Annotated in this window: 25 protein-coding genes and 1 riboswitch; of the genes, 19 read left to right on the top strand and 6 right to left on the bottom strand. The window is 61.6% G+C overall.

The features are described 5' to 3' along the window. Positions 1 to 105, bottom strand: a 105-nt coding sequence (locus tag ACIOUG_RS17175) for a hypothetical protein (protein ID WP_401067191.1), incomplete at its 3' end; no start/stop codon positions are given. 374 nt (positions 106 to 479) lie between these two features. On the opposite strand from ACIOUG_RS17175, the gene ACIOUG_RS17170 reads away from it, so the two are divergent. The 5 genes from ACIOUG_RS17170 to ACIOUG_RS17150 all read left to right on the top strand — a co-directional run bounded on the left by ACIOUG_RS17170 (position 480) and on the right by ACIOUG_RS17150 (position 5167). Continuing rightward, positions 480 to 1538 (top strand): DUF2066 domain-containing protein, encoded by a 1059-nt coding sequence (locus ACIOUG_RS17170; protein WP_401067168.1) that lies wholly within the window; start codon positions 480 to 482, stop codon positions 1536 to 1538. A 34-nt stretch (positions 1539 to 1572) separates the two neighbouring features. Then, positions 1573 to 2646: an AI-2E family transporter gene (locus tag ACIOUG_RS17165; RefSeq protein ID WP_401067166.1), complete on the top strand. Its 1074-nt coding sequence runs from the start codon at positions 1573 to 1575 to the stop codon at positions 2644 to 2646. A gap of 219 nt (positions 2647 to 2865) precedes the next feature. Then, entirely contained in the window at positions 2866 to 3570 is a 705-nt protein-coding gene (gene hda / locus ACIOUG_RS17160; protein ID WP_003223042.1) for a DnaA regulatory inactivator Hda, read from the top strand. Positions 3571 to 3795: 225 nt separating this feature from the next. Next, positions 3796 to 4410, top strand: a complete 615-nt coding sequence (locus ACIOUG_RS17155) for a C40 family peptidase (protein WP_401067164.1) — start codon at positions 3796 to 3798, stop codon at positions 4408 to 4410. A gap of 220 nt (positions 4411 to 4630) precedes the next feature. Then, positions 4631 to 5167: a C40 family peptidase gene (locus ACIOUG_RS17150; RefSeq protein ID WP_034156233.1), complete on the top strand. Its 537-nt coding sequence runs from the start codon at positions 4631 to 4633 to the stop codon at positions 5165 to 5167. 132 nt (positions 5168 to 5299) lie between these two features. On the opposite strand, the gene ACIOUG_RS17145 is transcribed toward ACIOUG_RS17150, so the two are convergent. Beyond that, the gene (locus ACIOUG_RS17145; protein WP_401067162.1) at positions 5300 to 6613 is read right to left on the bottom strand and encodes a PQQ-dependent sugar dehydrogenase; all 1314 of its coding nucleotides are present in this window, start codon (positions 6611 to 6613) and stop codon (positions 5300 to 5302) included. A gap of 66 nt (positions 6614 to 6679) precedes the next feature. Beyond that, complete coding sequence (locus tag ACIOUG_RS17140; protein WP_401067161.1) at positions 6680 to 7264, bottom strand: hypothetical protein; 585 nt, start codon at positions 7262 to 7264, stop codon at positions 6680 to 6682. A gap of 165 nt (positions 7265 to 7429) precedes the next feature. Then, positions 7430 to 7661: riboswitch (cobalamin riboswitch) on the top strand. An 81-nt stretch (positions 7662 to 7742) separates the two neighbouring features. On the opposite strand from ACIOUG_RS17140, the gene cobO reads away from it, so the two are divergent. The 14 genes from cobO (at position 7743) to ACIOUG_RS17070 (ending at position 19339) form a co-directional block, all read left to right on the top strand. Continuing rightward, a complete protein-coding gene (gene cobO, locus ACIOUG_RS17135; RefSeq protein WP_003223053.1) occupies positions 7743 to 8354 on the top strand; it encodes a cob(I)yrinic acid a,c-diamide adenosyltransferase in 612 nt (203 codons plus the stop codon). Next, positions 8351 to 9751, top strand: a complete 1401-nt coding sequence (locus ACIOUG_RS17130) for a cobyrinate a,c-diamide synthase (RefSeq protein WP_401067159.1) — start codon at positions 8351 to 8353, stop codon at positions 9749 to 9751. The genes cobO and ACIOUG_RS17130 overlap by 4 nt, the downstream gene beginning before the upstream one ends. After that, complete coding sequence (gene bluB, locus ACIOUG_RS17125; protein ID WP_401067157.1) at positions 9748 to 10398, top strand: 5,6-dimethylbenzimidazole synthase; 651 nt, start codon at positions 9748 to 9750, stop codon at positions 10396 to 10398. Before ACIOUG_RS17130 ends, bluB begins: the two co-directional genes overlap by 4 nt. Further along, a complete protein-coding gene (gene cbiB, locus ACIOUG_RS17120; RefSeq protein ID WP_401067155.1) occupies positions 10395 to 11303 on the top strand; it encodes an adenosylcobinamide-phosphate synthase CbiB in 909 nt (302 codons plus the stop codon). Before bluB ends, cbiB begins: the two co-directional genes overlap by 4 nt. Further along, positions 11296 to 12288, top strand: coding sequence for a threonine-phosphate decarboxylase CobD (gene cobD, locus ACIOUG_RS17115; RefSeq protein WP_401067153.1), 993 nt, complete (start codon positions 11296 to 11298; stop codon positions 12286 to 12288). Before cbiB ends, cobD begins: the two co-directional genes overlap by 8 nt. After that, positions 12285 to 13736 (top strand): cobyric acid synthase, encoded by a 1452-nt coding sequence (locus ACIOUG_RS17110; protein WP_401067151.1) that lies wholly within the window; start codon positions 12285 to 12287, stop codon positions 13734 to 13736. The genes cobD and ACIOUG_RS17110 overlap by 4 nt, the downstream gene beginning before the upstream one ends. 148 nt (positions 13737 to 13884) lie before the next feature. Then, positions 13885 to 14406, top strand: a complete 522-nt coding sequence (gene cobU, locus ACIOUG_RS17105) for a bifunctional adenosylcobinamide kinase/adenosylcobinamide-phosphate guanylyltransferase (RefSeq protein WP_401067150.1) — start codon at positions 13885 to 13887, stop codon at positions 14404 to 14406. Further along, positions 14403 to 15458 (top strand): nicotinate-nucleotide--dimethylbenzimidazole phosphoribosyltransferase, encoded by a 1056-nt coding sequence (gene cobT / locus ACIOUG_RS17100; protein WP_401067148.1) that lies wholly within the window; start codon positions 14403 to 14405, stop codon positions 15456 to 15458. The genes cobU and cobT overlap by 4 nt, the downstream gene beginning before the upstream one ends. After that, positions 15455 to 16030: an alpha-ribazole phosphatase family protein gene (gene cobC / locus ACIOUG_RS17095; RefSeq protein WP_401067146.1), complete on the top strand. Its 576-nt coding sequence runs from the start codon at positions 15455 to 15457 to the stop codon at positions 16028 to 16030. Before cobT ends, cobC begins: the two co-directional genes overlap by 4 nt. Position 16031: 1 nt before the next feature. Beyond that, on the top strand, positions 16032 to 16763 hold the full coding sequence (locus ACIOUG_RS17090) for an adenosylcobinamide-GDP ribazoletransferase (protein WP_401067145.1): 732 nt from the start codon (positions 16032 to 16034) through the stop codon (positions 16761 to 16763). A gap of 174 nt (positions 16764 to 16937) precedes the next feature. Then, positions 16938 to 17342 (top strand): MarR family winged helix-turn-helix transcriptional regulator, encoded by a 405-nt coding sequence (locus tag ACIOUG_RS17085; protein WP_007950413.1) that lies wholly within the window; start codon positions 16938 to 16940, stop codon positions 17340 to 17342. 52 nt (positions 17343 to 17394) lie between these two features. Beyond that, complete coding sequence (locus ACIOUG_RS17080; protein WP_401067143.1) at positions 17395 to 18603, top strand: MFS transporter; 1209 nt, start codon at positions 17395 to 17397, stop codon at positions 18601 to 18603. Next, a complete protein-coding gene (locus tag ACIOUG_RS17075; protein WP_401067141.1) occupies positions 18600 to 18725 on the top strand; it encodes a hypothetical protein in 126 nt (41 codons plus the stop codon). The genes ACIOUG_RS17080 and ACIOUG_RS17075 overlap by 4 nt, the downstream gene beginning before the upstream one ends. A gap of 53 nt (positions 18726 to 18778) precedes the next feature. After that, entirely contained in the window at positions 18779 to 19339 is a 561-nt protein-coding gene (locus ACIOUG_RS17070) for a glutathione peroxidase (RefSeq protein WP_401067140.1), read from the top strand. A gap of 198 nt (positions 19340 to 19537) precedes the next feature. On the opposite strand, the gene ACIOUG_RS17065 is transcribed toward ACIOUG_RS17070, so the two are convergent. From ACIOUG_RS17065 to ACIOUG_RS17055, 3 genes are all read right to left on the bottom strand, one after another. Then, entirely contained in the window at positions 19538 to 20809 is a 1272-nt protein-coding gene (locus ACIOUG_RS17065; RefSeq protein WP_401067138.1) for an OmpP1/FadL family transporter, read from the bottom strand. Between the two features lie 146 nt (positions 20810 to 20955). After that, positions 20956 to 21438 (bottom strand): hypothetical protein, encoded by a 483-nt coding sequence (locus ACIOUG_RS17060; RefSeq protein WP_367083905.1) that lies wholly within the window; start codon positions 21436 to 21438, stop codon positions 20956 to 20958. Between the two features lie 274 nt (positions 21439 to 21712). After that, a complete protein-coding gene (locus ACIOUG_RS17055; RefSeq protein ID WP_064586664.1) occupies positions 21713 to 21937 on the bottom strand; it encodes a hypothetical protein in 225 nt (74 codons plus the stop codon). Positions 21938 to 22894 lie beyond the last annotated feature (957 nt).

The raw sequence follows: 22894 nt of genomic DNA, 5'->3' as shown, positions 1-22894 counted from the left end.
AATCAAACTGCAAAAGACAACTAAATAGATGACTTCAAAAAATGCTTCACCGGCGTCGATGTCTACACCGGCGTCCTTGTAGCTCAGGGAGGGTTGCTTGCTCATGATCCAGGCCTTTAGGGGAGGGGATTCAGGGGTAACGACCGAGTTCAGCGGGAACATCGAAATCGAGGGGGCGATGGCCTCACGCGAATTTCGGGGTGCCCGGCTGTTGCCGGTCTGTGAAGGCGCGCGATTTTATCAGGCTTGAGGGGCAGCGGCCATCCTCGCGCCGACGGGCAGGGGCATAATCGGTGGAAATTTTTTGCAATTGTGCCGGGTGGCTGCCTGTATAAGGTGTGCCGATTAACCGTCTATCGTTATCACTGTGCAAAAACTTACCGCTACCGTGTGAATGTTTTGCGATGGCAGATTGTCACAGCCTTGCTTAACCGGTTCACGCGGCCTGTTCCAGCCGCTCCTGTCGACGGGAATTTTCCATGCGTTTTTGTAAATTGTGGGTTGTGGGTTGTTTGTCGTTGGTCAGCCTGGCGAGTCATGCCGAAAACCTCAAAGGTCTTTATCAAGTGCGTCAGCCGGTCAGCAGCCAGGCGCCGGAAGAGCGTGATCGCGCCACACAGGCGGCGCTCGATACGCTGGTGTTGCGCCTGACCGGTGACCCCAAGGCTCCGCAAAATCCGGGGCTGGCGGCGATTCGCAAGGACCCGCAGCAGATCATCAGTCAGTTCGGTTTCGATGCCGGGCCGCCGGAGGTGCTCAAGGTCGATTTCGATCCGGCCACCACCGAGCAGGCGCTGCGCCGGGCCGGGCTGTCATTGTGGGGGGCGAGTCGGCCGTCGATTCTGAGCTGGTGGTTGAACGATTCGACTGAAGGTTCGAGCCTGGTCGGCGACGGTCAGGCGGCGGCTGCACCATTGCGTTCTGCGGCTCAGCATCGCGGCTTGCCGCTGCGTTTGCCGCTGGCGGATCTGAGTGAACAACTGGTGGCCACCGCGCCGGTGCTCGATGGCACCGATCCCGCGCCATTGCGCGGCGCTTCGGAGCGCTACGGTGCGGATGCCTTGCTGGCGGTGCATGCCCACGAAGAGGGCGGGCAGTGGCAGGCCAAGTGGCATCTGTGGCTGGGCGATCAGAAAGAGGCCGGAAGCGTGCAAGGCGCCGATCAGGCTGCGGTGGCCGATGCGGTGATGCTGGCGGTGGCCGAGCGCTTGGCGCCGCGATTTGTCGCCAAACCTGGCGCTTCCGGTCAACAGACGCTGGAAGTGCAGGGCATGAATCTTGAGCACTACGCCACATTGCTGCGGTTACTCGAGCCGTTCGGTGTGCGTCTGCAAAGTGTCGATGCCGATCGCATTGTGTATCGGGTCAACGGCAGTGCCGATCAGTTGCGTTCGCAATTGTCGCTGGCGAAGTTGCAGGAGTTGCCGGCCGAAGCGCCAGCTCCGGTGGTCGCGCAACAGCCTGCGGTTGCAGGTGCAGCGCCGGTAGCGGCTCCGGTTCCGACACCGGCGGTGCCGTCGTTGCGGTTTCGCTGGTAAGTCTTTCCTTATATAGAAGCTGTAGGAGTGATACATGGCCGATACGCGGCGTTGGTTCTGGCTCGGTGGGGTGGTCCTGCTTTGCGCGTTTGTCTGGTTGCTGCATCCGATCCTTACGCCGTTTCTGGTGGCGCTGCTGCTGGCGTATCTGTTCGATCCGCTGGTGGATCGCCTGGAGCGGCTGGGCCTGTCCCGCACCTGGGGCGTGATCGCGGTGTTCGCCTTGTTCACCCTGATCTTCACCACATTGTTGCTGGTGCTGGTGCCGATGCTCGCCAAGCAGTTGCTGCGCTTGTACGAGCTGGCACCGCAGATGCTCGACTGGCTGCAGCACACCGCGTTGCCGTGGGCGCAATCGAAGCTGGGGTTGTCGGATGGCTTCTGGAAGTTCGACAAGGTCAAGGCGGCGATCAGCGAACACATGGGCCAGACCACCGATATCGTCGGTGTGGTACTGAGTCAGGCGACGGCCTCGAGTCTGGCGCTGATCGGCTGGCTGGCGAATCTGGTGTTGATCCCGGTGGTGAGCTTCTACCTGCTGCGCGACTGGGACGTGATGATGGCCAAGATCCGCAGCCTACTGCCGCGTGATCGTGAAGAAACCATCGTCTCGCTGGCGGGTGAATGCCACGAGGTGCTTGGCGCGTTTGTGCGCGGGCAACTGCTGGTGATGCTGGCGCTGGGCGTGATTTATGCGGCGGGCCTGATGATCGTCGGTCTGGAATTGGGCCTGTTGATCGGCCTGATCGCCGGCCTCGCGGCAATCGTGCCGTACATGGGCTTTGTAATCGGCATTGGCGCGGCGTTGATTGCCGGGCTGTTCCAGTTCGGTGGCGATCTGTATCCGATGATCGGGATCGTTGCGGTGTTCATGGTCGGCCAGGCCCTGGAAGGCATGGTGCTGACGCCGCTGCTGGTGGGCGACCGGATCGGCCTGCATCCGGTGGCGGTGATCTTTGCGATCCTGGCCGGTGGCGAGCTGTTCGGCTTTACCGGCGTCCTGCTGGCACTGCCGGTGGCGGCGGTGATCATGGTGCTGGTGCGTCACGTGCACGATTTGTACAAGGACTCGGATATCTACAGCGGGACCGATGAACCTGAGTTGTAATCCGGTCACGGGCGGCCCGGCCTCGCGCCGGGTTGGCCCATGTTTTGCGCGGGGTTCGCTAGATACCGCGCCAGAGAAACTGCCATAAAACCAGCCTGTTAACGCAAACCTTTGATTTTGCTTGGGGTCTGTCGCATTGTGCGCTCAGCTTCACGGGTATAAACTTCGCAAACTTTACACAGAGGCCACTAACGGTTCCTTGAGAACTGTTCAGTCAGCATGAAACCGATTCAGCTGCCCCTAGGTGTGCGTCTGCGTGACGACGCCACCTTCATCAACTACTACCCAGGCGCCAATGCCGCTGCACTCGGCTATGTCGAGCGCCTATGCGAAGCCGACGCCGGCTGGACCGAAAGCCTGATCTACCTGTGGGGCAAGCATGGGGTAGGGCGTACACATCTGTTGCAGGCGGCTTGCCTGCGTTTCGAGCAGATGGGTGAACCGGCGGTGTACCTGCCGCTGGCCGAGTTGATGGATCGCGGCATCGAAATCCTCGACAACCTTGAACAGTACGAACTGGTCTGCCTGGATGACTTGCAGGTGATTGCCGGCAAGGCGGACTGGGAAGAGGCGATGTTTCATCTGTTCAATCGTCTGCGTGACAGCGGTCGCCGCCTGCTGATTGCCGCTTCAACCTCGCCACGCGAATTACCAGTGAAGCTGGCCGACCTGAAATCGCGCCTGACCCTGGCGCTGATCTTCCAGATGCGCCCACTCTCCGATGAAGACAAATTGCGTGCGTTGCAATTGCGCGCTTCACGTCGCGGTCTGCACCTGACCGATGAAGTCGGACATTTTATTCTGACCCGTGGCACCCGCAGCATGAGTGCATTGTTCGACCTGCTCGAACAGCTGGATCAGGCCTCGTTGCAGGCGCAACGCAAGCTGACGATTCCGTTCCTGAAAGAAACCCTTGGTTGGTAACCAGCCCTTGAAATACGCGGCTTTCAGCGCGTTTCGACATATTTCAGGCGCCAGAAAATCCGCGTTTCCGCACCCTGTGCAGACCGCGTATCGAATGAAATGGGCTTAAGCGCTTAGATGTAAACGAGAAACCGGGAAGTCACAAAAAGATCGATTGAATTTGCAAATGAGGCCGATAGCGGGCATAGTCTCGGCTTCTTTACAACTTCAGCCACGGTCGTGCCCATGCTAAATCGCTTCGCACCCCTCGTGCCTCTCGCACTCGTCACCCTGTTGTTCGGTTGCGCTGCTCATTCTCCAGTTCAAGAGCAGTCTCAACAGGTTAAAAATTCCGCCACTGCCCAGTCTTCCGTTATTTATCAGGAAGAGCTGGACACCGAAAAAGAACTCTCGGACTTCAACAAGAAGCCGTACGAGCTCCCGGTTCTGGCCGACAGTATTCTTGAACGCGGCATGTCCCTGATCGGTACCCGTTACCGTTTTGGCGGTACCTCTGAAGCCGGCTTCGACTGCAGTGGTTTCATCGGTTACCTGTTCCGCGAAGAAGCCGGCATGAATCTGCCGCGCTCCACCCGCGAAATGATCAACGTGGATGCCCCGCTGGTCTCGCGCAGCAACCTCGAGCCAGGCGATCTGCTGTTCTTCGCCACCAATGGTCGTCGCGGTCGCGTGAGTCACGCCGGGATCTACCTGGGTGACAACCAGTTCATCCACTCCAGCAGTCGTCGCAGCGGCGGTGTTCGCATCGACAGCCTGGGTGACAGCTACTGGAGCAAGACCTTCATCGAAGCCAAGCGCGCCCTCGCGATGGCACCGACCGTGGTCACTGCCCGCAAGTAATTTCCCCGTTGTCGCCACGTCCGTGGCGACAAAAAAGCTTCCCGGCAGGGGAGTAGACTTAGACTTTACAAGGTGAAGTTAAAGTCTTACTTGAAGTTTGCCGCGTAGCCGCTAGAATCCTGTGTCTATATTGATGGCAAACCGCCTGCGTGCTGCGCAGGCGGTTTTGTTTCTGTCCATTCGGCAGAGAAAGCCGCAGCCAGATCAGGATGTTCTGCTTATGACAATGTCGGCCCGCCTCACATTGATCTTCTTCGCAGCGCTGCTCAGCGCCTGCGCCAGCCGCACTCCGCCGCCTGCGCCCGTGGTGCGCGCCCCGGTGGTATTCGGGCCCTCCCAAGCTTTTTCGCCTGCTGCCGAAGACGTGCTGTTTCGCGCGCTGGGCCTGGTCGGCACGCCTTATCGCTGGGGCGGCAACACACCAGACTCCGGGTTTGATTGCAGCGGCCTGATCGGTTTCGTCTACCGCGATGCTGCCGGTATCTCCTTGCCGCGCTCTACCCGCGAGATGATCGTGATGCAGGCGCCGAATGTCGGCAAAGAGGGTTTGCAGACCGGCGACCTGATCTTCTTCGCCACCAATGGCGGTTCGCAGGTCAGTCATGCGGGGATCTACGTCGGGGAAGGGCGCTTCGTGCATGCGCCGGCGACGGGCGGTACGGTGAAGCTGGACAGCCTGTCAAAGGCGTACTGGCAGAAGGCGTATCTGAGTGCCAAGCGGGTGTTGCAGCCGGAGCATCTGGCGCATAACCCGTAGTTCAAATAGCTCACAATCCAATGTAGGAGTGAGCCTGCTCGCGATAGCGGTTGATCAATCAACACTGATGTTGAATGTGACACCGTCATCGCGAGCAGGCTCACTCCTACAGTTGTTTTGGGATAGACCAAGTTACTTGGCGGACGATACCCGCCACACCTTGTTCCCCACATCATCCGCCACCAGCAACCCCCCTTGCTGGTCGATCACCACGCCTACCGGGCGGCCCAAAGCGTTCTCGTCCTTGTCGAGGAAACCGGTCAGCACATCCACCGGTGCTCCGTTCGGCTTGCCAGCGGCGAACGGTACGAAAATCACTTTATAGCCACTGTGCGGTTTGCGGTTCCACGAGCCGTGCTGGCCGACGAATGCGCCTTCCTTGAACTGTGCCGGCAGGCTGTTGCCTTCGGCGAACGTCAGGCCCAGCGAGGCGGTGTGCGGGCCTACGGCATAGTCCGGGGCGATGGCTTTGGCCACCAGGTCCAGATTCTGCGGTGTCACGCGCACATCCACGTGTTGACCGTAGTAGCTGAAGGGCCAGCCATAGAAGCCGCCGTCCTTGACCGAGGTGATGTAGTCCGGCACCAGGTCGCTGCCGATTTCGTCCCGCTCGTTGACCGCTGTCCACAGCGCGCCGCTGGTGGGCTCCCAGGCGAGACCGTTGGGGTTGCGAATGCCCGAGGCGAAAATCCGGTGGTTGCCGGTAGCCCGGTCCACTTCCCAGATCGCCGCGCGACCTTCCTCTTTATCCAGACCATTCTCGCCGACGTTGCTGTTCGAGCCGACGGTGACGTACAGCTTGCTGCCGTCCTTGCTGGCGATGACGTTCTTGGTCCAGTGGTGGTTCAGCGTGCCGCCCGGCAGGTCGGTGACTTTGATTGGCTGGGTCTTGATCTCGGTCGCGCCGGGTTCGTAGTGGAAGCGCAGCAGGCGATCGGTGTCAGCGACGTACAGGTCATTGCCGACCAGCGTCATGCCGAACGGCGAATTGAGGTTTTGCAGAAACACCGTGCGGGTCTCGGCCACGCCGTCGTGGTCGGCGTCGCGCAGCAGGGTGATGCGATTCGGGCTCGGCACGCCGGCGCCGGCCTTGCCCATGACTTTCTTCATCACCCAGCCACGAATGCCGCTGCTGTCGTCAGGCTTGGGCGGGGCGTTGGTTTCCGCCACCAGCACGTCACCGTTGGGCAGCACGTAAAGCCAGCGCGGGTGATCGAGGCCTTCGGCGAATGCTGCGACTTGCGTGCCGGCCGCGGCGGTCGGTTTGCCGCCCGCAGGCCAGCCGATCGCCGGGGCGATGTTCACCGTCGGGATCAGGGTTTTGTTTGGCTCGGGCAGCTTCGGTGACGGACCGGTGCCGTCGGACACTTGCAGGCTGGAGGATTCACCACAGGCGGCGAGCCCTCCGGCGAGGGCGATGACGAGAGCGAGTTGGGTTTTGCGCATTACTGATCTTCCCTATGAATGCATGCTTAATCATAGAGGAGCGCGCGCACCCGATGGTTCAACTGCTCAACCGCGGGCCTCTTTGAACAGCACGGCGATGCCCGGGTGATAGTTGCCCGCTTCGCTGTGCAACTTGCGGTAGGCGTAGGGGAAATACCAGGCCACTGCGCAGCTGTGTTCCTTTTGCAGGTCGTCGACCATGTCCTGCAACTCTTCGGGGCTGGCGCTGTGCTGGGCCTTTTGCGGGGCGACAAACAGGCAGCCGAGCTTGAGGTCGCTGGCAAAACTGATGCGTTTGGCGTCGCTGGTGATGTCCAGCAGGGCCTGGGTCAGATTCAGGTTGCTGACCCGTGGCCAGCGCTGGGTCGCTTGAAGGTAGGCGCGGTCTTCGGCGCCGGCGATGAACAGGTCGGCGCGGGCATTGCGTTCGCCTTCTTCGTTCTGCTTGCGGGTGGCGGTATCGCAGAGGGTCACCAGTTCGGCCATCCATGCCGCCGCGGAGAGCAATCCGAGATTGGCTTTCTCGTCATGCCAGTAAGGGGTGTCGTTGTCGCCGCGAATGGAGTTGTAGCGGTCGATACAGTCAAACCAGCGTTCCAGCATCGGGCGCAGGAATTCCAGGCGCGGGTTGCTGATGATCATGCCTTGCATCGTCATCATCCTTATTGTTGTGGTGTGCTTTTTCAGTCAAAAAGCATGGCTCTTTGATATCATTTGTCTCAGCGTGGCACAAGATTGGCGTCAGATAATTGATCGGCGGCAGTTATTCGCCCGACGGCCCCCTCTTTAATTGACGCTCCACCCCCAACCCTCTAACCTTCGCGGCTTGTTTCAGGTGCTCTGTGACGCGTGTCGACAGAGTGAAACAGGGAAGCCGGTGAGGGTTGTCTTCAGGCGAAGAACGATCACGATCCCGGCGCTGCCCCCGCAACGGTAAATGAGTGAAAACTGCGCATTGAGCCACTGTGTCGACCGACGCGGGAAGGCGCGCAGTCAGGCGATTCGCCGCTCATGAGCCCGGAGACCGGCCTGATCCATCCAGCGGCATCACGGTGGGCGATGCCAGGCTTTTTGCCGTCTATTCTTGTGCCTGCCCGCCGTTATCCAGCCTCAACGGAGAGCTCCCCCCATGACCGATTCCCCCGAGCGCGACGAACGCCATCTGGCGCGTATGCAGCGCAAAAAAGCCGTGATCGACGAACGCATCGCCAATTCGCCTGACGAGTGCGGCCTGGTGCTGGTGCTGACCGGCAATGGCAAAGGCAAAAGCAGCTCGGCGTTCGGCATGCTCGCCCGCGCCATGGGCCACGGTATGCAGTGCGGCGTGGTGCAGTTCATCAAGGGCCGTAACAGCACCGGCGAAGAACTGTTCTTCCGCCGCTTCCCCGAGCAAGTGCGTTTTCACGTGATGGGCGAGGGCTTTACCTGGGAAACCCAGGACCGCCAACGTGACATCGCCGCAGCCGAAGCCGCGTGGGCCGTGTCCCGCGAGCTGCTGCGCGATCCGTCGATCGGTCTGGTGGTGCTGGATGAGCTGAACATCGCGCTCAAGCACGGCTACCTCGATCTGGATCAGGTGCTCAGTGACTTGCAGGCGCGTCCGCCGATGCAGCACGTGATCGTCACCGGTCGCGCGGCGAAGCCGGAAATGATCGAGATGGGCGATACCGTCACCGAAATGGGCATGCTCAAACACGCCTTCCAGGCCGGCATCAAAGCGCAGAAAGGCGTCGAACTTTGAATCAACCACGTCACTGCCCGGCGGTATTGATCGCCGCGCCGGCCTCCGGTCAGGGCAAGACCACCGTCACCGCCGCGCTCGCGCGCTTGCACCGCAATCAGGGGCGCAAGGTGCGCGTGTTCAAGTGCGGCCCGGACTTTCTCGACCCGATGATTCTCGAGCGCGCCAGCGGTGCGCCGGTGTATCAACTGGACATGTGGATGGTCGGCGAGCAAGAAAGCCGCCGTCTGTTGTGGGAAGCCGCCGCCGAAGCCGATCTGATCCTGATCGAAGGCGTGATGGGCCTGTTCGACGGCACGCCGTCGAGCGCCGATCTGGCGCGGCATTTCGGTGTGCCGGTGCTCGGCGTGATTGACGGCACCGCCATGGCCCAGACCTTCGGCGCATTGGCGTTGGGGCTGGCGCGCTATCAGCCGGACCTGCCGTTTGCCGGCGTCCTCGCCAACCGGGTCGGCACCCTGCGTCATGCGCAATTGCTCGAAGGCAGCCTCACCGAAGGTTTGCGCTGGTACGGCGCATTGTCCCGGGAAACCGGGATCGAGTTGCCGAGCCGCCATCTCGGTCTGGTGCAGGCGAGCGAACTGAATGACCTCGACCTGCGCCTCGACGCCGCCGCCGAAGCCTTGGCCAGCAGTTGCCAGGTAGCGCTGCCACCGGCCGTGGCATTCGCCGCGCCTGAAATGATCCCTGCTGAACCGCTGCTCGATGGCGTGCGCATCGCCGTCGCTCGCGATGAGGCTTTTGCCTTCACCTATGGCGCCAGTCTCGATCTGCTGCGGGCGATGGGCGCCGAGTTGAGTTTCTTTTCGCCGATCCGCGATACGCAATTACCCGAGGCCGACAGTCTGTATCTGCCCGGTGGTTACCCGGAATTGCACCATGTCGCGCTGGCGCAAAACACTCCGATGCTCGACGCGATCCGTGCGCACCACGCCGCCGGCAAACCATTGCTCGCCGAGTGCGGCGGGATGCTCTATCTGCTCGACGCGTTGACCGACGTTGACGGCGCCCGCGCCGAATTGGTCGGGCTGCTGCGCGGTGAGGCGGTGATGCAAAAACGTCTGGCGGCACTGGCACTGCAAGCGGTGGATTTGCCAGAGGGCTCGCTGCGCGGTCACACCTATCACCATTCCCTGACCAGCACCGAGCTGACACCGATTGCCCGAGGCCTGAGCCCGAATGGCGGGCGCGGGGCGGAGGCGGTTTATCGGCAAGGGCGGATGACGGCGTCGTATGTGCATTTTTACTTTCCGTCGAATCCGACGGCGATTGCCGCATTGTTTGCGCCAGATCTCAAGACCGCCATCGCTGGCAAGCCAGCTCCCACAGTGGCCGGTGTCATGCCTGAAGAAACGCGATCCCCTGTGGGAGCTGGCTTGCCAGCGATGGGGCCATGACCGACAACGCATATTCCGAGGCCGAGCGCACAGCGATCTATAAAGCCATCGCCGAACGCCGCGACATGCGTCACTTCACCGGCGGCACGGTCGAACCGGAGCTGCTGCGCCGCCTGCTCGAAGCCGCGCATCAGGCGCCCAGCGTCGGCCTGATGCAGCCATGGCGCTTCATCCGCATCAGCGACCGCGCCTTGCGCGGGCAGATTCAGCACCTCGTCGAAGAAGAACGCGTGCGTACCGCCGAAGCCCTCGGCGAGCGCAGTGATGAGTTCATGAAGCTCAAGGTCGAAGGCATCAACGACTGCGCCGAAGTGTTGGTCGCAGCACTGATGGACGATCGCGAAAAACACATTTTCGGCCGTCGCACGCTGCCGGAAATGGACATGGCCTCGCTGTCCTGCGCGATCCAGAATCTGTGGCTGGCGTCCCGTGCCGAAGGACTGGGCATGGGCTGGGTCTCGCTGTTCGAACCGCAGGCACTGGCGGATCTGCTGCAGTTGCCGGCCGGGGCCAAGCCGCTGGCAGTGTTGTGCCTGGGGCCGGTCAAGGAATTCTATCCGGCGCCGATGCTGGTACTCGAAGGGTGGGCGCAGGCGCGTCCGCTCAATGAGTTGCTGTACGAAAATTATTGGGGAGTGAGTCAATGAGTGTGGCGTTGTTGAGTGTCGCCGCGGTCGCGCTGGATGCGCTGCTGGGTGAACCGAAACGCTGGCATCCGCTGGTGGCGTTCGGCAATTTTGCCGGGCGCATCGAGCGCCGTTTCAATGCGGGCGGGCGTGGCTGGCGCAGTCACGGGGTCACTGCGTGGGTGATCGCGGTGCTGCCGCTGACCTTGCTCGCCACCGCGTTTTCCTGGGCACCGTACGTGGGCTGGATCGTCGAGATTCTGGCGCTGTATTGCGCCCTCGGCATGCGCAGCCTCGGTGAGCATGTCGCGCCGGTAGCCGCCGCCTTGCGCGCGGATGATTTGGAAGAAGCGCGCAAGCGTGTCGGCTATCTGGTCAGTCGCCAGACCAGCGAACTGGACAGCACCGCCGTCGCCCGTGCCGCCACCGAATCGGTGCTGGAAAACGGCAGTGACGCGGTGTTCGCCGCGCTGTTCTGGTTTGTCGTGGCCGGTGCGCCGGGCGTGGTCCTCTATCGCCTGAGCAATACGCTCGACGCGATGTGGGGCTATCGCAACGAACGCTTCGAGCGCTTCGGCTGGTGCGCGGCAAAAATCGACGACGTGCTCAACTACATTCCGGCCCGGCTGGTGGCGCTGACCTACGCGCTGCTGGGCAACACCCGGCTCGCCTGGAAGTGCTGGCGCAATCAGGGGCCGCAATGGGACAGCCCTAACGCCGGTCCGGTGATGGCGGCCGGCGCCGGTGCGTTGGGCGTCGAACTGGGCGGGCCGGCGATCTATCACGGCGAACTGCATGAGCGTCCACAACTGGGCGAAGGTCCGCCGGCGGATGCCGATTCGATTGATCGCGGCTGGCAATTGGTCCAGCGCGGGGTATGGTTATGGCTGCTGATTCTCTGCGTGGGGGCTGAATTCTATGCTTGAGCACGGTGGCCGGCTGCGCAAGGCTGCACTCGATTACGGAATTGCCGAGGCTGACTGGCTCGACTTGTCCAGCGGCCTCGCGCCGTGGCCGTTTGCGCTGCCGGAAATTCCGTTGCGCGCCTGGGCACGCTTGCCGGAAACCGACGACGGGCTGGAGCAGGCCGCGTGCGATTACTACGGCGCCCCGCAGGTGCTGCCGGTGGCCGGTTCGCAAATGGCGATCCAGTTGCTGCCGCGTCTGCGCCGCGCTGGCAAGGTCGGTGTGTTGTCGCCGTGTTATGCCGAGCACGCCGAAGCCTGGCGGCGCAGTGGTTACATCGTGCGCGAAGTGCTGGAGCAGGAAGTCGAGTTCTTTCTCGACAGCCTCGACGTGCTGGTGGTGGTTAATCCGAACAACCCCACCGGCCTGAGCCTGACCCCGGCGCGGCTGCTCGACTGGCACGCGCGGCTGGCTCAGCGAGGCGGCTGGCTGGTGGTCGATGAAGCGTTCATGGACAACACGCCGCAGCTGAGTCTGGCATCGCATACCCATCAAGTCGGCCTGATTGTGTTGCGTTCGTTCGGCAAGTTTTTCGGTCTGGCCGGGGTGCGTCTGGGCTTTGTATTGGCTGAGCGCAAGTTGCTCAGATTGCTCGCGGAGCAGGTGGGGCCATGGGCGGTCAGCGGGCCGACACGGGTACTTGGTCAGGCCTGTCTGCAAGACACCGAAGCGCACACCCGGCAACGCATTCGCAGCGATGAGGCCAGTGAACGTCTGGCGCTGCTGCTGGAGCGCTACGGCTTCAAACCCCACGGCGGTTGCGCGTTATTTCAGTGGCTGATCACCGAGCACGCGGCGGCGCTGCACGAGTTCATGGCCCGACGCGGAATCCTCCTGCGCATCTTCGTTCACAACAGCAGTCTGCGTTTCGGTCTGCCCGCCAACGCCGCTGAAGAAGCGCGTCTCGAACAGGCGCTGCAAGCCTTTGCCAAGGAATCGAAATGACCACGCTGATGGTGCAAGGCACCACGTCCGACGCCGGTAAAAGCACGCTGGTGACGGCGCTGTGCCGCTGGGCCACCCGTCAGGGCGTGGCGGTGGTGCCGTTCAAACCGCAGAACATGGCGCTCAACAGCGCGGTGACCGCCGACGGCGGCGAGATCGGCCGGGCGCAGGCGGTGCAGGCGCAAGCCGCGCATCTCGAACCGCACACCGACATGAACCCGGTGCTGCTCAAGCCCAACAGCGACACCGGCGCGCAGGTGATCATCCATGGCCGCGCGGTCACCAGCATGAACGCGGTGGCCTATCACGACTACAAAGCCATCGCCATGCAAGCGGTACTGGCTTCGCACCAACGGCTCAGCGCGGCGTATCCGCTGGTAATGGTCGAAGGCGCCGGCTCGCCGGCCGAGATCAATCTGCGTGCCGGTGACATCGCCAACATGGGCTTTGCCGAAGCGGTAGATTGTCCGGTGCTGCTGATTGCCGACATCAATCGCGGCGGCGTTTTCGCGCATCTGGTCGGCACGCTGGAGTTGCTGTCGCCGAGTGAGCAGGCGCGGGTCAAGGGCTTCATCATCAACCGTTTTCGCGGTGACATCGCCTTGCTGCAACCGGGCCTCGACTGGCTGCAACAGCGCACCGGCAAACCGGTGGTCGGCGTGTTGCCGTACGTGATGGACCTGCATCTGGAGGCCGAGGACGGCATCGACCAGCGCCAGACCGACAAGGCCGAGCAGGTGCTGAAAGTGATGGTGCCGGTGCTGCCGCGCATCAGCAATCACACTGATTTTGATCCGCTGCGTTTGCATCCGCAGGTCGATCTGCAATTCATCGGCCCGGGGCAGGCGATTCCTGGCGCCGACCTGATCATCCTGCCCGGCTCGAAAAGCGTGCGCAGCGACCTCGCGTATCTGCGTGCCAATGGCTGGGACACGGCGATCAATCGGCACCTGCGCTATGGCGGCAAGTTGCTGGGAATCTGCGGCGGTCTGCAAATGCTCGGTGAGCAGGTGCACGATCCGCTGGGGCTGGAAGGCGCTCCGGGTTCCAGTGCCGGCCTCGGTTTGCTGGCGTTCGAAACCACGCTGGAAGCCGAGAAGCAATTGTGCAATGTGCGCGGACGTCTGGCGCTGGAAAACGCCGCGGTCAGTGGCTATGAAATCCATGCGGGCGTGACGGTAGGGCCGGCGCTGGAGAATGCGGCGGTGCATCTGGATGACGGCCGTTGCGATGGCGCGCAGAGTCTCGACGGGCAGGTGTTCGGCACCTATCTGCACGGCTTGTTCGAATCGCCGCAAGCCAGCGCCGCGATGCTGCGCTGGGCGGGGTTGAGCGATGTGCAGGAGGTGGATTACCACGGCTTGCGCGAGCGCGATATCGAGCGACTGGCGGATCTGGTGGAGAAGCATCTGGATACTTCGTTGTTGCGTGAACTCTGCGGGATTTGAGCGGCCTGTCCAGGCCCCATCGCTGGCAAGCCAGCTCCCACAGGATTCGATGTCGGATACATATTTTGTGAACACAGCTGAACCCTGTGGGAGCGGGCTTGCCCGCGATGAGGCCGGTGATCTCACTAAACCTTTTCTGGATAAAAAAATGCTCCAACTGATCCTCGGCGGCGCCCGCTCCGGCAAAAGTCGCCTGGCGGAAAAACTCGCCAGCGCCAGCCATCTGGCCGTCACTTACATCGCCACCAGCCAGCCGCTGGATGGCGAGATGAACGAACGGGTCGCCCATCACCGCGCCCGGCGTCCGGCCGAATGGGCGCTGATCGAAGAACCGCTGGAGCTGGCCCGCGTCCTGCGTGAAAACGCCAGCGCCGAGCGTTGCCTGTTGGTGGATTGCCTGACCCTGTGGCTGACCAATCTGCTGATGCTCGATGACGCCGCGCGGCTCGCCGTCGAGCGCGAAGCCCTGCTGGACTGCCTGGCGTCATTGCCGGGGGAAATCATTTTTGTCAGCAACGAGACCGGAATGGGTGTCGTGCCGCTGGGCGAATTGACTCGCCGCTACGTCGATGAAGCCGGTTGGCTGCATCAAGCTCTGGCCGAGCGTTGTCAGCGAGTCGTCCTGACCGTCGCCGGCCTGCCCCTGACCCTGAAAGGACCTGCGTTATGACTCAAGCGTGGTGGTTGAACCCGTGCCAATCGGTGAATGCCGAGATCGTTGAACAAGCGGCGGCGCGCCAACAACAACTGACCAAACCGGCCGGCTCCCTCGGTCGCCTCGAAAGCGTGGCGGTGCAACTCGCCGGATTGCAGGGGCAGATCAAGCCGACGCTCGACCAAGTCTGGATCGCGATTTTTGCCGGTGATCATGGCGTGGTCGCGGAAGGCGTTTCGGCGTTCCCGCAGGAAGTCACCGGGCAGATGTTGCTCAACTTCGTCAGTGGCGGTGCGGCGATCAGCGTGCTGGCGCGCCAGCTCGATGCGCAACTGGAAGTGGTCGATCTGGGCACCGTGACACCGTCGTTGAATCTGCCGGGCGTGCGCCATCTGCACATCGGCCCGGGCACGGCGAATTTCGTCAAAGGCGCGGCGATGACCCGGGCGCAGGGCGAACTCGCCTTGCAGGCCGGTCGTGACAGCGTGCTGCGAGCGAAAGCGGCCGGCGCGCAGTTGTTCATCGGCGGCGAAATGGGCATCGGCAACACCACTGCCGCCAGCGCGCTGGCCTGCGCTTTGCTCGACTGCCCGGTGGCGCACCTGACCGGTCCCGGCACCGGATTGAATGCCGAAGGCGTCAGCCATAAAGCGCAAGTGATCGAGCGCGCACTGGCGCTGCACGCGGCGCAACGTGGCGATGCGCTGCAAACCCTGTTCAACCTCGGCGGTTTTGAAATCGCCGCATTGGTCGGCGCGTACCTGGCCTGTGCGCAGGAAGGCGTTGCGGTGCTGGTCGACGGCTTTATCTGCACGGTCGCCGCGTTGGTGGCGGTGCGGCTGAATCCGGCTTGCCGCGAATGGCTGCTGTTCGGCCATCGTGGCGCCGAGCCGGGCCATCGTCACGTGCTGGAAACCCTCAACGCCGAACCGCTGCTGGAGCTTGGCTTGCGTCTGGGCGAGGGTAGCGGGGCGGCGTTGGCCGTGCCGTTGTTGCGTCTGGCCTGCGACCTGCACGGGCAGATGGCGACGTTCGCCGAAGCCGCGGTGGCGGATCGTCCGGCATGACGCTGCGCCTAGACCTGCTACGCCACGGCGAGACTGAACTGGGCGGCGGTTTGCGCGGCAGCCTCGATGATGCGCTCACCGAAAAGGGCTGGGCGCAGATGCGTGCCGCCGTGGTGGCGGGCGGGCCGTGGGATCGGTTGGTCAGTTCGCCGCTGCAGCGTTGTGCACGGTTTGCCGCCGAACTGGGCGAGCAACTGAATCTGCCGGTTCATTTGGACAAGGATCTGCAAGAACTGCATTTCGGTGCCTGGGAAGGGCAGAGCGCGGCGGCGCTGATGGAGACCGATGCCGAGGCGCTGGGGCTGTTCTGGGCCGATCCGTATGCGTTCACGCCGCCGCAGGGTGAGCCAGTCAGTAAGTTTGCTGAGCGTGTGCTGGGGGCGGTGGCGCGGTTGCATCAGGCCTATGCCGGCGAACGCGTGTTGCTGATCAGTCATGGCGGCGTGATGCGCCTGCTGCTGGCGCAGGCGCGTGGTTTGCCGCGAGAGCAGTTGCTCAATGTCGAAGTCGCGCATGCTGCGCTGTTCGCGCTCAGCGTCGAAGCCGATGGCGCACTGAAGGAAGGTCACTGAGATGCTGCCACTGTGGATCGCCCTGCAATTTCTCAGCAGCCTGCCGATTCGTCTGCCGGGGATGCCGCAGCCGCAACAGCTCGGGCGTTCGCTGTTGTTTTATCCGCTGGTGGGGCTGCTCTTCGGGGTGATCCTCTGGGTGTTGAACCTGGCATTGAGCGGCGCGCCATTGCTGCTGCATGCGGCGCTGTTGCTGACGCTGTGGGTGCTGCTCAGCGGGGCGCTGCACCTCGATGGTTTGGCTGACAGCGCCGACGCCTGGCTCGGTGGCTTCGGTGATCGCGAACGCACGCTGACAATCATGAAGGATCCGCGCAGCGGGCCGATTGCGGTGGTGACGCTGGTGTTGGTGTTGCTGCTGAAGTTCTGCGCGTTGCTGGCGCTGATCGAGCAGGGGCAGGCGCTGATGTTGCTCATTGTGCCGCTGCTCGGGCGTGCGGCGTTGCTGGGGCTGTTTCTGACCACGCCATATGTGCGGGCGGGAGGGTTGGGGCAAGCGTTGGCTGATCATTTGCCGCGCCGGGCCGGTTGGTGGGTGCTAGGGGTAAGTGCGCTGGCCTGCTTGCTGATAGCCGGGGTGAAAGCGATCGTTGCGCTGGTTGTCGCGTTCGTTGGGTTTGTCTGGCTGCGGCACGTGATGATGCGGCGGTTGGGCGGGACTACGGGCGATACGGCGGGGGCGTTGCTGGAGTTGCTGGAGATGGCGGTGCTGGTTGGAGTGGTGTTGGTCTGAGATATTTGTGTTGCCTGTTCTGGCTTCATCGCGAGCAGGCTCACTCCTACAGGGGAATGCGGTCAATTTGTGGGAGCGAGCCTACTCGCGATAGCGGTCTGTCCAGCACCGGCACTACTACTGAAAAAACACATGTAACTTGATTTAACATAGTCGCGGGTATATACACGCATCATGCTTCCTTCTCAGTGTTTGTGCACCAACCTGCGTCGCGCCGCTCGTGGCGTCAGCAGGCATTACGACGGCGCTCTCGACGGCTTCGGGATCAATGTTGCCCAGTATTCTTTGCTGTGCAACCTGCAGCGTCTGGATCAACCGAGCATCTCGGAACTGGCCGAAGCCATGGGCCTTGATCGCAGCACTCTGGGGCGCAATCTGCGGGTGCTCGAAGGTGAGGGCCTGGTGGCGCTGGCCGAGGGCGAGGACATGCGTAACCGCATCGTCCGGCTCACCGAAACCGGTGCACAGCGTCTCGCGGCGGCCCTGCCGGCCTGGGAAGCGGCGCAACAGCGATTGATTGATCGCCTGGGCGCCGAGAAGCGTGAAACCTTGCTGCGACTGTTGGACGAACTGGCCTGAGGCCGGTTTTTCCGGTTTTAAGCGGGTATATACCCGCGAACGGAGAATAACAATGACATCAATGTGGCGTACGTGCGGTTGGGTGTTGCTGGGAAGTGCGCTGATTCTGGCGTTGTCATTGGGCGTGCGGCACGGCTTCGGTCTGTTCCTGTCGCCGATGAGTGCGCAGTTCGGCTGGGGGCGCGAAGTGTTTGCCTTCGCCATCGCCCTGCAGAACCTGATCTGGGGCCTGGCACAGCCGTTCACCGGCGCGCTGGCTGACCGCTTCGGTGCGGCGAAAGTGGTGCTGGTCGGCGGCGTGCTGTATGCCGTGGGTCTGGTGTGCATGGGCTTGTCCGATTCGGCGCTGACCCTGTCGCTGAGTGCGGGTCTGTTGATCGGTATCGGCCTCTCCGGCACCTCGTTCTCGGTGATTCTCGGCGTGGTCGGGCGTGCCGTGCCGCCGGAAAAACGCAGCATGGGTATGGGCATCGCCAGTGCCGCCGGTTCGTTCGGCCAATTCGCGATGTTGCCAGGCACGCTGGGCTTGATTGGCTGGCTCGGCTGGTCGGCGGCGCTGCTGGTGCTTGGCCTGCTGGTGGCGCTGATCGTGCCGCTGGTGAGCATGCTCAAGGACAAGCCGCTGCCGGTGCTGGGGCATGAGCAGAGCTTGTCCGAAGCATTGCGCGAAGCCTGCTCGCACTCGGGGTTCTGGTTGTTGGCGTTCGGCTTTTTCGTCTGCGGCTTTCAGGTGGTGTTCATCGGGGTGCATCTGCCGGCCTATCTGGTCGATCAGCATCTGCCGGCGACCGTCGGCACCACGGTGCTGGCGCTGATCGGTCTGTTCAACATCTTCGGCACTTACACCGCCGGCTGGCTTGGCGGGCGCATGTCCAAACCGCGCTTGCTGACGGCGTTGTACCTGTTGCGGGCGGTGGTGATCGTGCTGTTCCTGTGGCTGCCGGTGACGACGACCTCGGCGTACCTGTTCGGCATGGCCATGGGCTTCCTGTGGCTGTCGACGGTGCCATTGACCAACGGTACGGTGGCGACCTTGTTTGGCGTACGTAACCTGTCCATGCTCGGCGGTATCGTGTTCCTGTTCCATCAGCTCGGCTCGTTCCTCGGCGGCTGGCTGGGTGGGGTGGTGTATGACCGTACCGGGAGTTATGACTTGATCTGGCAAGTGGCGATTCTCTTGAGCCTGCTCGCGGCCGCGCTGAACTGGCCGGTGCGCGAGCGGCCGGTGGCGCGTCTGCAACCGGCTGTCGGTGCCGCATGAAGCGTTCCTGGCCACGAATCGCCTTCAGCGCACTCGGCGCGCTGTTGCTGGCGCTGGTGTGGTGGGGCTGGCATCAGGGCGGTCTGGCGCTGATGCAGTTGGGCATGGGCGCTTGCTTGTAGGCTTTGATGGCGAGTAACGTCGGGGTCTGATGACTGCTCAAGGATGCCCCGACATGCTCATGCGCTGGTGTACTGTACCCGCGTTGCTGATGGCGTTGACCGGACTGGCCCAGGCGGCTGATTGTCCGGAGGCGCTGCAAGGTTCGCTGCCGAAGTTGCGCGCCAAGGAATCCGTCGACCTGTGCCAGCGCTACGCCGGCAAACCGCTGGTGGTGGTCAATACCGCCAGTTTCTGTGGCTTCGCCCCGCAATTCGAAGGGCTCGAAGCGCTCAATCAGCACTACAAGGCGCAAGGCCTGGAAATGCTCGGCGTGCCGTCCAATGACTTCAAGCAGGAGTCCAAGGACAGCGCCGAGACCGCCAAGGTCTGCTACGCCAACTACGGCGTGACTTTCACCATGACCGAGCCGCAGAAAGTCCGTGGCGACGATGCTACCCACTTGTTCAAGGTGCTGGCCGAGCAGAGCAGCGCGCCGAAGTGGAATTTCTACAAGTACGTGATTGATCGGCAGGGCAAGGTGATCGCGAATTTCTCCAGCCTGACCAAGCCCGATGATCCGGAGTTCATTGCGGCGGTAGAGAAGGCTATCGCCTCAAAACCCGTCAACCCATAACACGCGCTTTTTGTGGGAGCGGGCTTGCTCGCGAAGGCTGCGGATCATTCAGCACTTGTTCTGTATGTCAGACCGCATTCGCGAGCAAGCCCGCTCCCACATTTGATTGTGGTGTTTGAACAGGCACAAAAAAGCCCCGCTTTCTGTAGAGAGAGCGGGGCTTTTCAATGGGCGAGGGATTAGCCTCGCCGTGCAGCATCAGAAGCGGTAGGTCGCGCCGACACCGAAACCGTTTGCCGAGTTTTCATACTTGGCGTCGTAGGTCTGGCCACGATCGTTTTCGTTGTGGATCTTGACCGACTCTTCCTTCAGGTACGAGTAAGCCACGTCGATGGTCAGGTCTTCGGTCGGGCTCCAGCCAGCACCGATGCTGAAGATCGTACGGTCGCCGGTAGGGATACGTGGCGAACGGTCGACGTTGTTGGTCGGCGACTGGTCGAAGGTCAGGCCGGTACGCAGTACCCATTCCTTGTTCAGCTGGTACGAAGTACCCACGGCGTAAGCCCAGGAGTCGTGCCAGTTCTGGTCTTCGGTGATCTCGCCGAACTGACCGGCCAGCAGAGGCTGGACGCCGGAGTTTTCAACGGTGATCTTCTTCAGCTGGCTCCAGCGGGTCCAGGTCGAACCGGCATAGACGTTCCAGCGGTCGTTGATCGCCTGAGTAACCGAGAAGTCCACGGACTCAGGTGTAGTGATCTTCAGCGAAGCGTCGTACTTCTGCTCGGCGCCCAGGCCGACTGCGCCCAGCACACCGTAGTTGACCTTGGTGTTGCCTTCGAGCTTGTAGTCGACTTTCGAGTGATAGGTCAGGCCCAGACGGGTTGTGTCGGTGGCCTGAACCAGTACGCCGATGTTGTAGCCCAGCGCGGTATCGTCACCCTTGATCTTGACCTTGCCGTCCGGCGCAGCCTGGGTAATCGACAGGTTGGATTCCAGCGTGCCGTCGATGCGGTTGATGGTCGGACCGAAACCGATCGACACCACGTCGTTGAACTTGTAGCTGACAGTCGGCTGGAAGGTGATGACTTGTACTTCGGACTTGCTGCCGAAGTAACGGCCGGCAAAGCCTTTTTCGTAGTCGGTAATCAGGCCGAACGGCACATATACGCCGAGGCCGAATGCCCAGTGATCATCAATCGGTTTGACGTAGAAGCCCATAGGTACGGAGGTGAAGGGCACCATGTCGCCTTTGTTGCTGCCGCCGTTGGGGCTGGAGCTGGCGTCGCTGATATCGGTCTTGGCATCGAGGAATGCAACACCGCCAGTGACTTGTTCGCGCGTGATGCGCGACATGCCGGCAGGGTTGCCATAAACAGTGCTTGCGTCGTCGGCAGAAGAGGATCGCCCAGCGTAACCAGTGCCCATCCCGCTGATGCTGTGTTCGTTGATGGCAAAGCCAGCTGCGAAGATCTGGGTGGATGCCATGGTAACGGCGAGGCTAAGGGTGGTTTTGAGCATTACTTTTTTCATTATTAGAACTCCTGGTGATCACCGGGGCGAAAATTACCAACATTTTCGTCCCAGCGCTATAGTCCCTATGGCTTGAGTTAGAGCGGTTTTGTAGGACAATCCGACCAGATTCGCGGCCTGTTGAGCGATCTTGTAAAACCGTCTGGTCAACAAGCGACCTGATTCACCGGTGAAACACAGGTTTGCCAGGCGTACGTGAAGTCGCGCAGACGTCCCTGAGGCTGGAAAGTCTGACGCCAGATACGCGCCATGCCTAACAGATCGTCGGGGTCGGGGAGGGTGGGGTGTTGTTCTTCTACCAGCAGCCAGGCGATGGCGGTGGCGTAACGCAGGTTGACGGTTAATTCCAGGTGCGGGCCGCTGAGAAAGGCATGCTGGCTGGCGAGGCCGCGCACCAGGCTGGCACGCTCCGGATCGAGCGCCAGATAGTGATCCCACAGGGCCTGGTGGCGGTGCTCGGCAATCCGGTAGAGGCCGTGGCCACGGCGGTCATGCAGGGCTGAGCCGAGGGCGGACTGGCTGGCGGCGATCCCCAGCAGCAGGGATTCGGCGGTTGCGCAGTGACGTCCCAGGTAGATCAGTGTGGGACGGATCACGTAGCGACACAGTTCGCTGGCAGCGATACCCATAATGCCCTCGATTCTTGTAATTGGGCGGCGAAACCTGAAGGGGCCTTGGCAGCGGTGGATCGACTCAGGCTCGCCGAAAGCGGATCAAGCCGCTTGAGTTGAAGTGTAGTGTCATATTCGCGACGTAAAGGCCTGTTTTTAAAATATTTCCGGCTGCGAGCCAAAAGCGTTATATCCGATGGTACTTAGGCGCGAAGGGCTAAAAGCGAAACATCGGGCAATAAAAAGCCCCGCATTGTGTGCGGGGCTTTTGCTTTTGCAGCCTTTTCGGCTCTCAGGCAACCAGGGCCTGACGGGTACGATCGATCACGGCCTGCAGCGGTTCGGCGCTGGAGTATTGATCGGGGTACAGACGCTCGCTGTGGCGGGCGATTCCGTGTTCATTGACCACGGTGAAGCTGAAGCAGCCTTTGCGAGCGGCCATGATCAGGCAGTTCATTGGGGCAAAAGCGTTGGTTAGGGTGCGAATGGCATCCTGAGTATGGATTTGAGTCGACATAGTTATTAGGTGTTCCTACAAATGACACGGATAAGACCCGTGCAGCGTTAAAACGTTCCAGTAATGTCGACCACCATTGGTCGAACAAAGAACCCGACTGGAACAAAGCAGCCAGTTTGAAGCGCTATTAAATTGGCGCGCTTGGGCTGGCAGGTAGGTACTTAGGAGGACAGGCAGCACATCAAGGGCAAAGGTTCTGGGCCCGGGGTGAAGATCCTGATCAATTTGCAGGCTGGTTCGGTCAGAGTAAGTGGTCTTCGCAACACCCTTTGCATTCATTCAAAGGCTGTGTCGGCGCAAGATTTACCTGGAAACCATCGAGGGGTCGTTCCCGCTTTTTTCGGTGAAGGGCTTCTGCAGAGAAGGTTGACCGTGGGGATGTGTTCGACCGGAATTGACTTTCAGCTTGGTACTAACGCCGCGGATAGTAACGGAACGTCCTCGGCAATGCAAACCCGGCGGCAAAAAAAAATTTCGGCCGGTGGCGCGGATCACGGGTGACAGGGCTGGCCTCTTCGCGAGCAGGCTCGCTCCCACAGGAGAACGGGTGCGATTGTGGGAGCGAGCTGCTCGCGAAGAAACCATCCGTCGCCACAAAAGCGTGCGGCTATACCTGTCGCCAACCCGCTTATCCCCAGCCCGAAGCGCAAAACGACCCGAAAAAGCGCACCGATATAACCGGGTAACAGGTACTTGTGCACATTAGTTGCGCAGACCGTAACCCGACTGTCATATCAGTCCTGACCCCGATGGCTGCCTGTATCAAAAGTTTAAGTCAATGAAAAACATCGCTTTTTTTTGTTGGTGAAAAAATCGTCAGTTTGACTGCGGGCCCCATTCCACAAGGCTTTGCGAGGGTTCGGGAGCGGTTGTCCACTGAGTTATCCACAGCTTCTGTGGATTGTCCCGAGCGCTTGCTCTAGCACGGGCGTGCCGGGTTTTTTTCGACTTTACCTG

Origin of the sequence: Pseudomonas sp. NPDC087803 (assembly GCF_044742995.1) — a bacterium.
Taxonomy (GTDB): domain Bacteria; phylum Pseudomonadota; class Gammaproteobacteria; order Pseudomonadales; family Pseudomonadaceae; genus Aquipseudomonas.
Note: the sequence above shows the minus strand (reverse complement) of the source record. Positions and strands in the feature narration are given on the sequence as shown.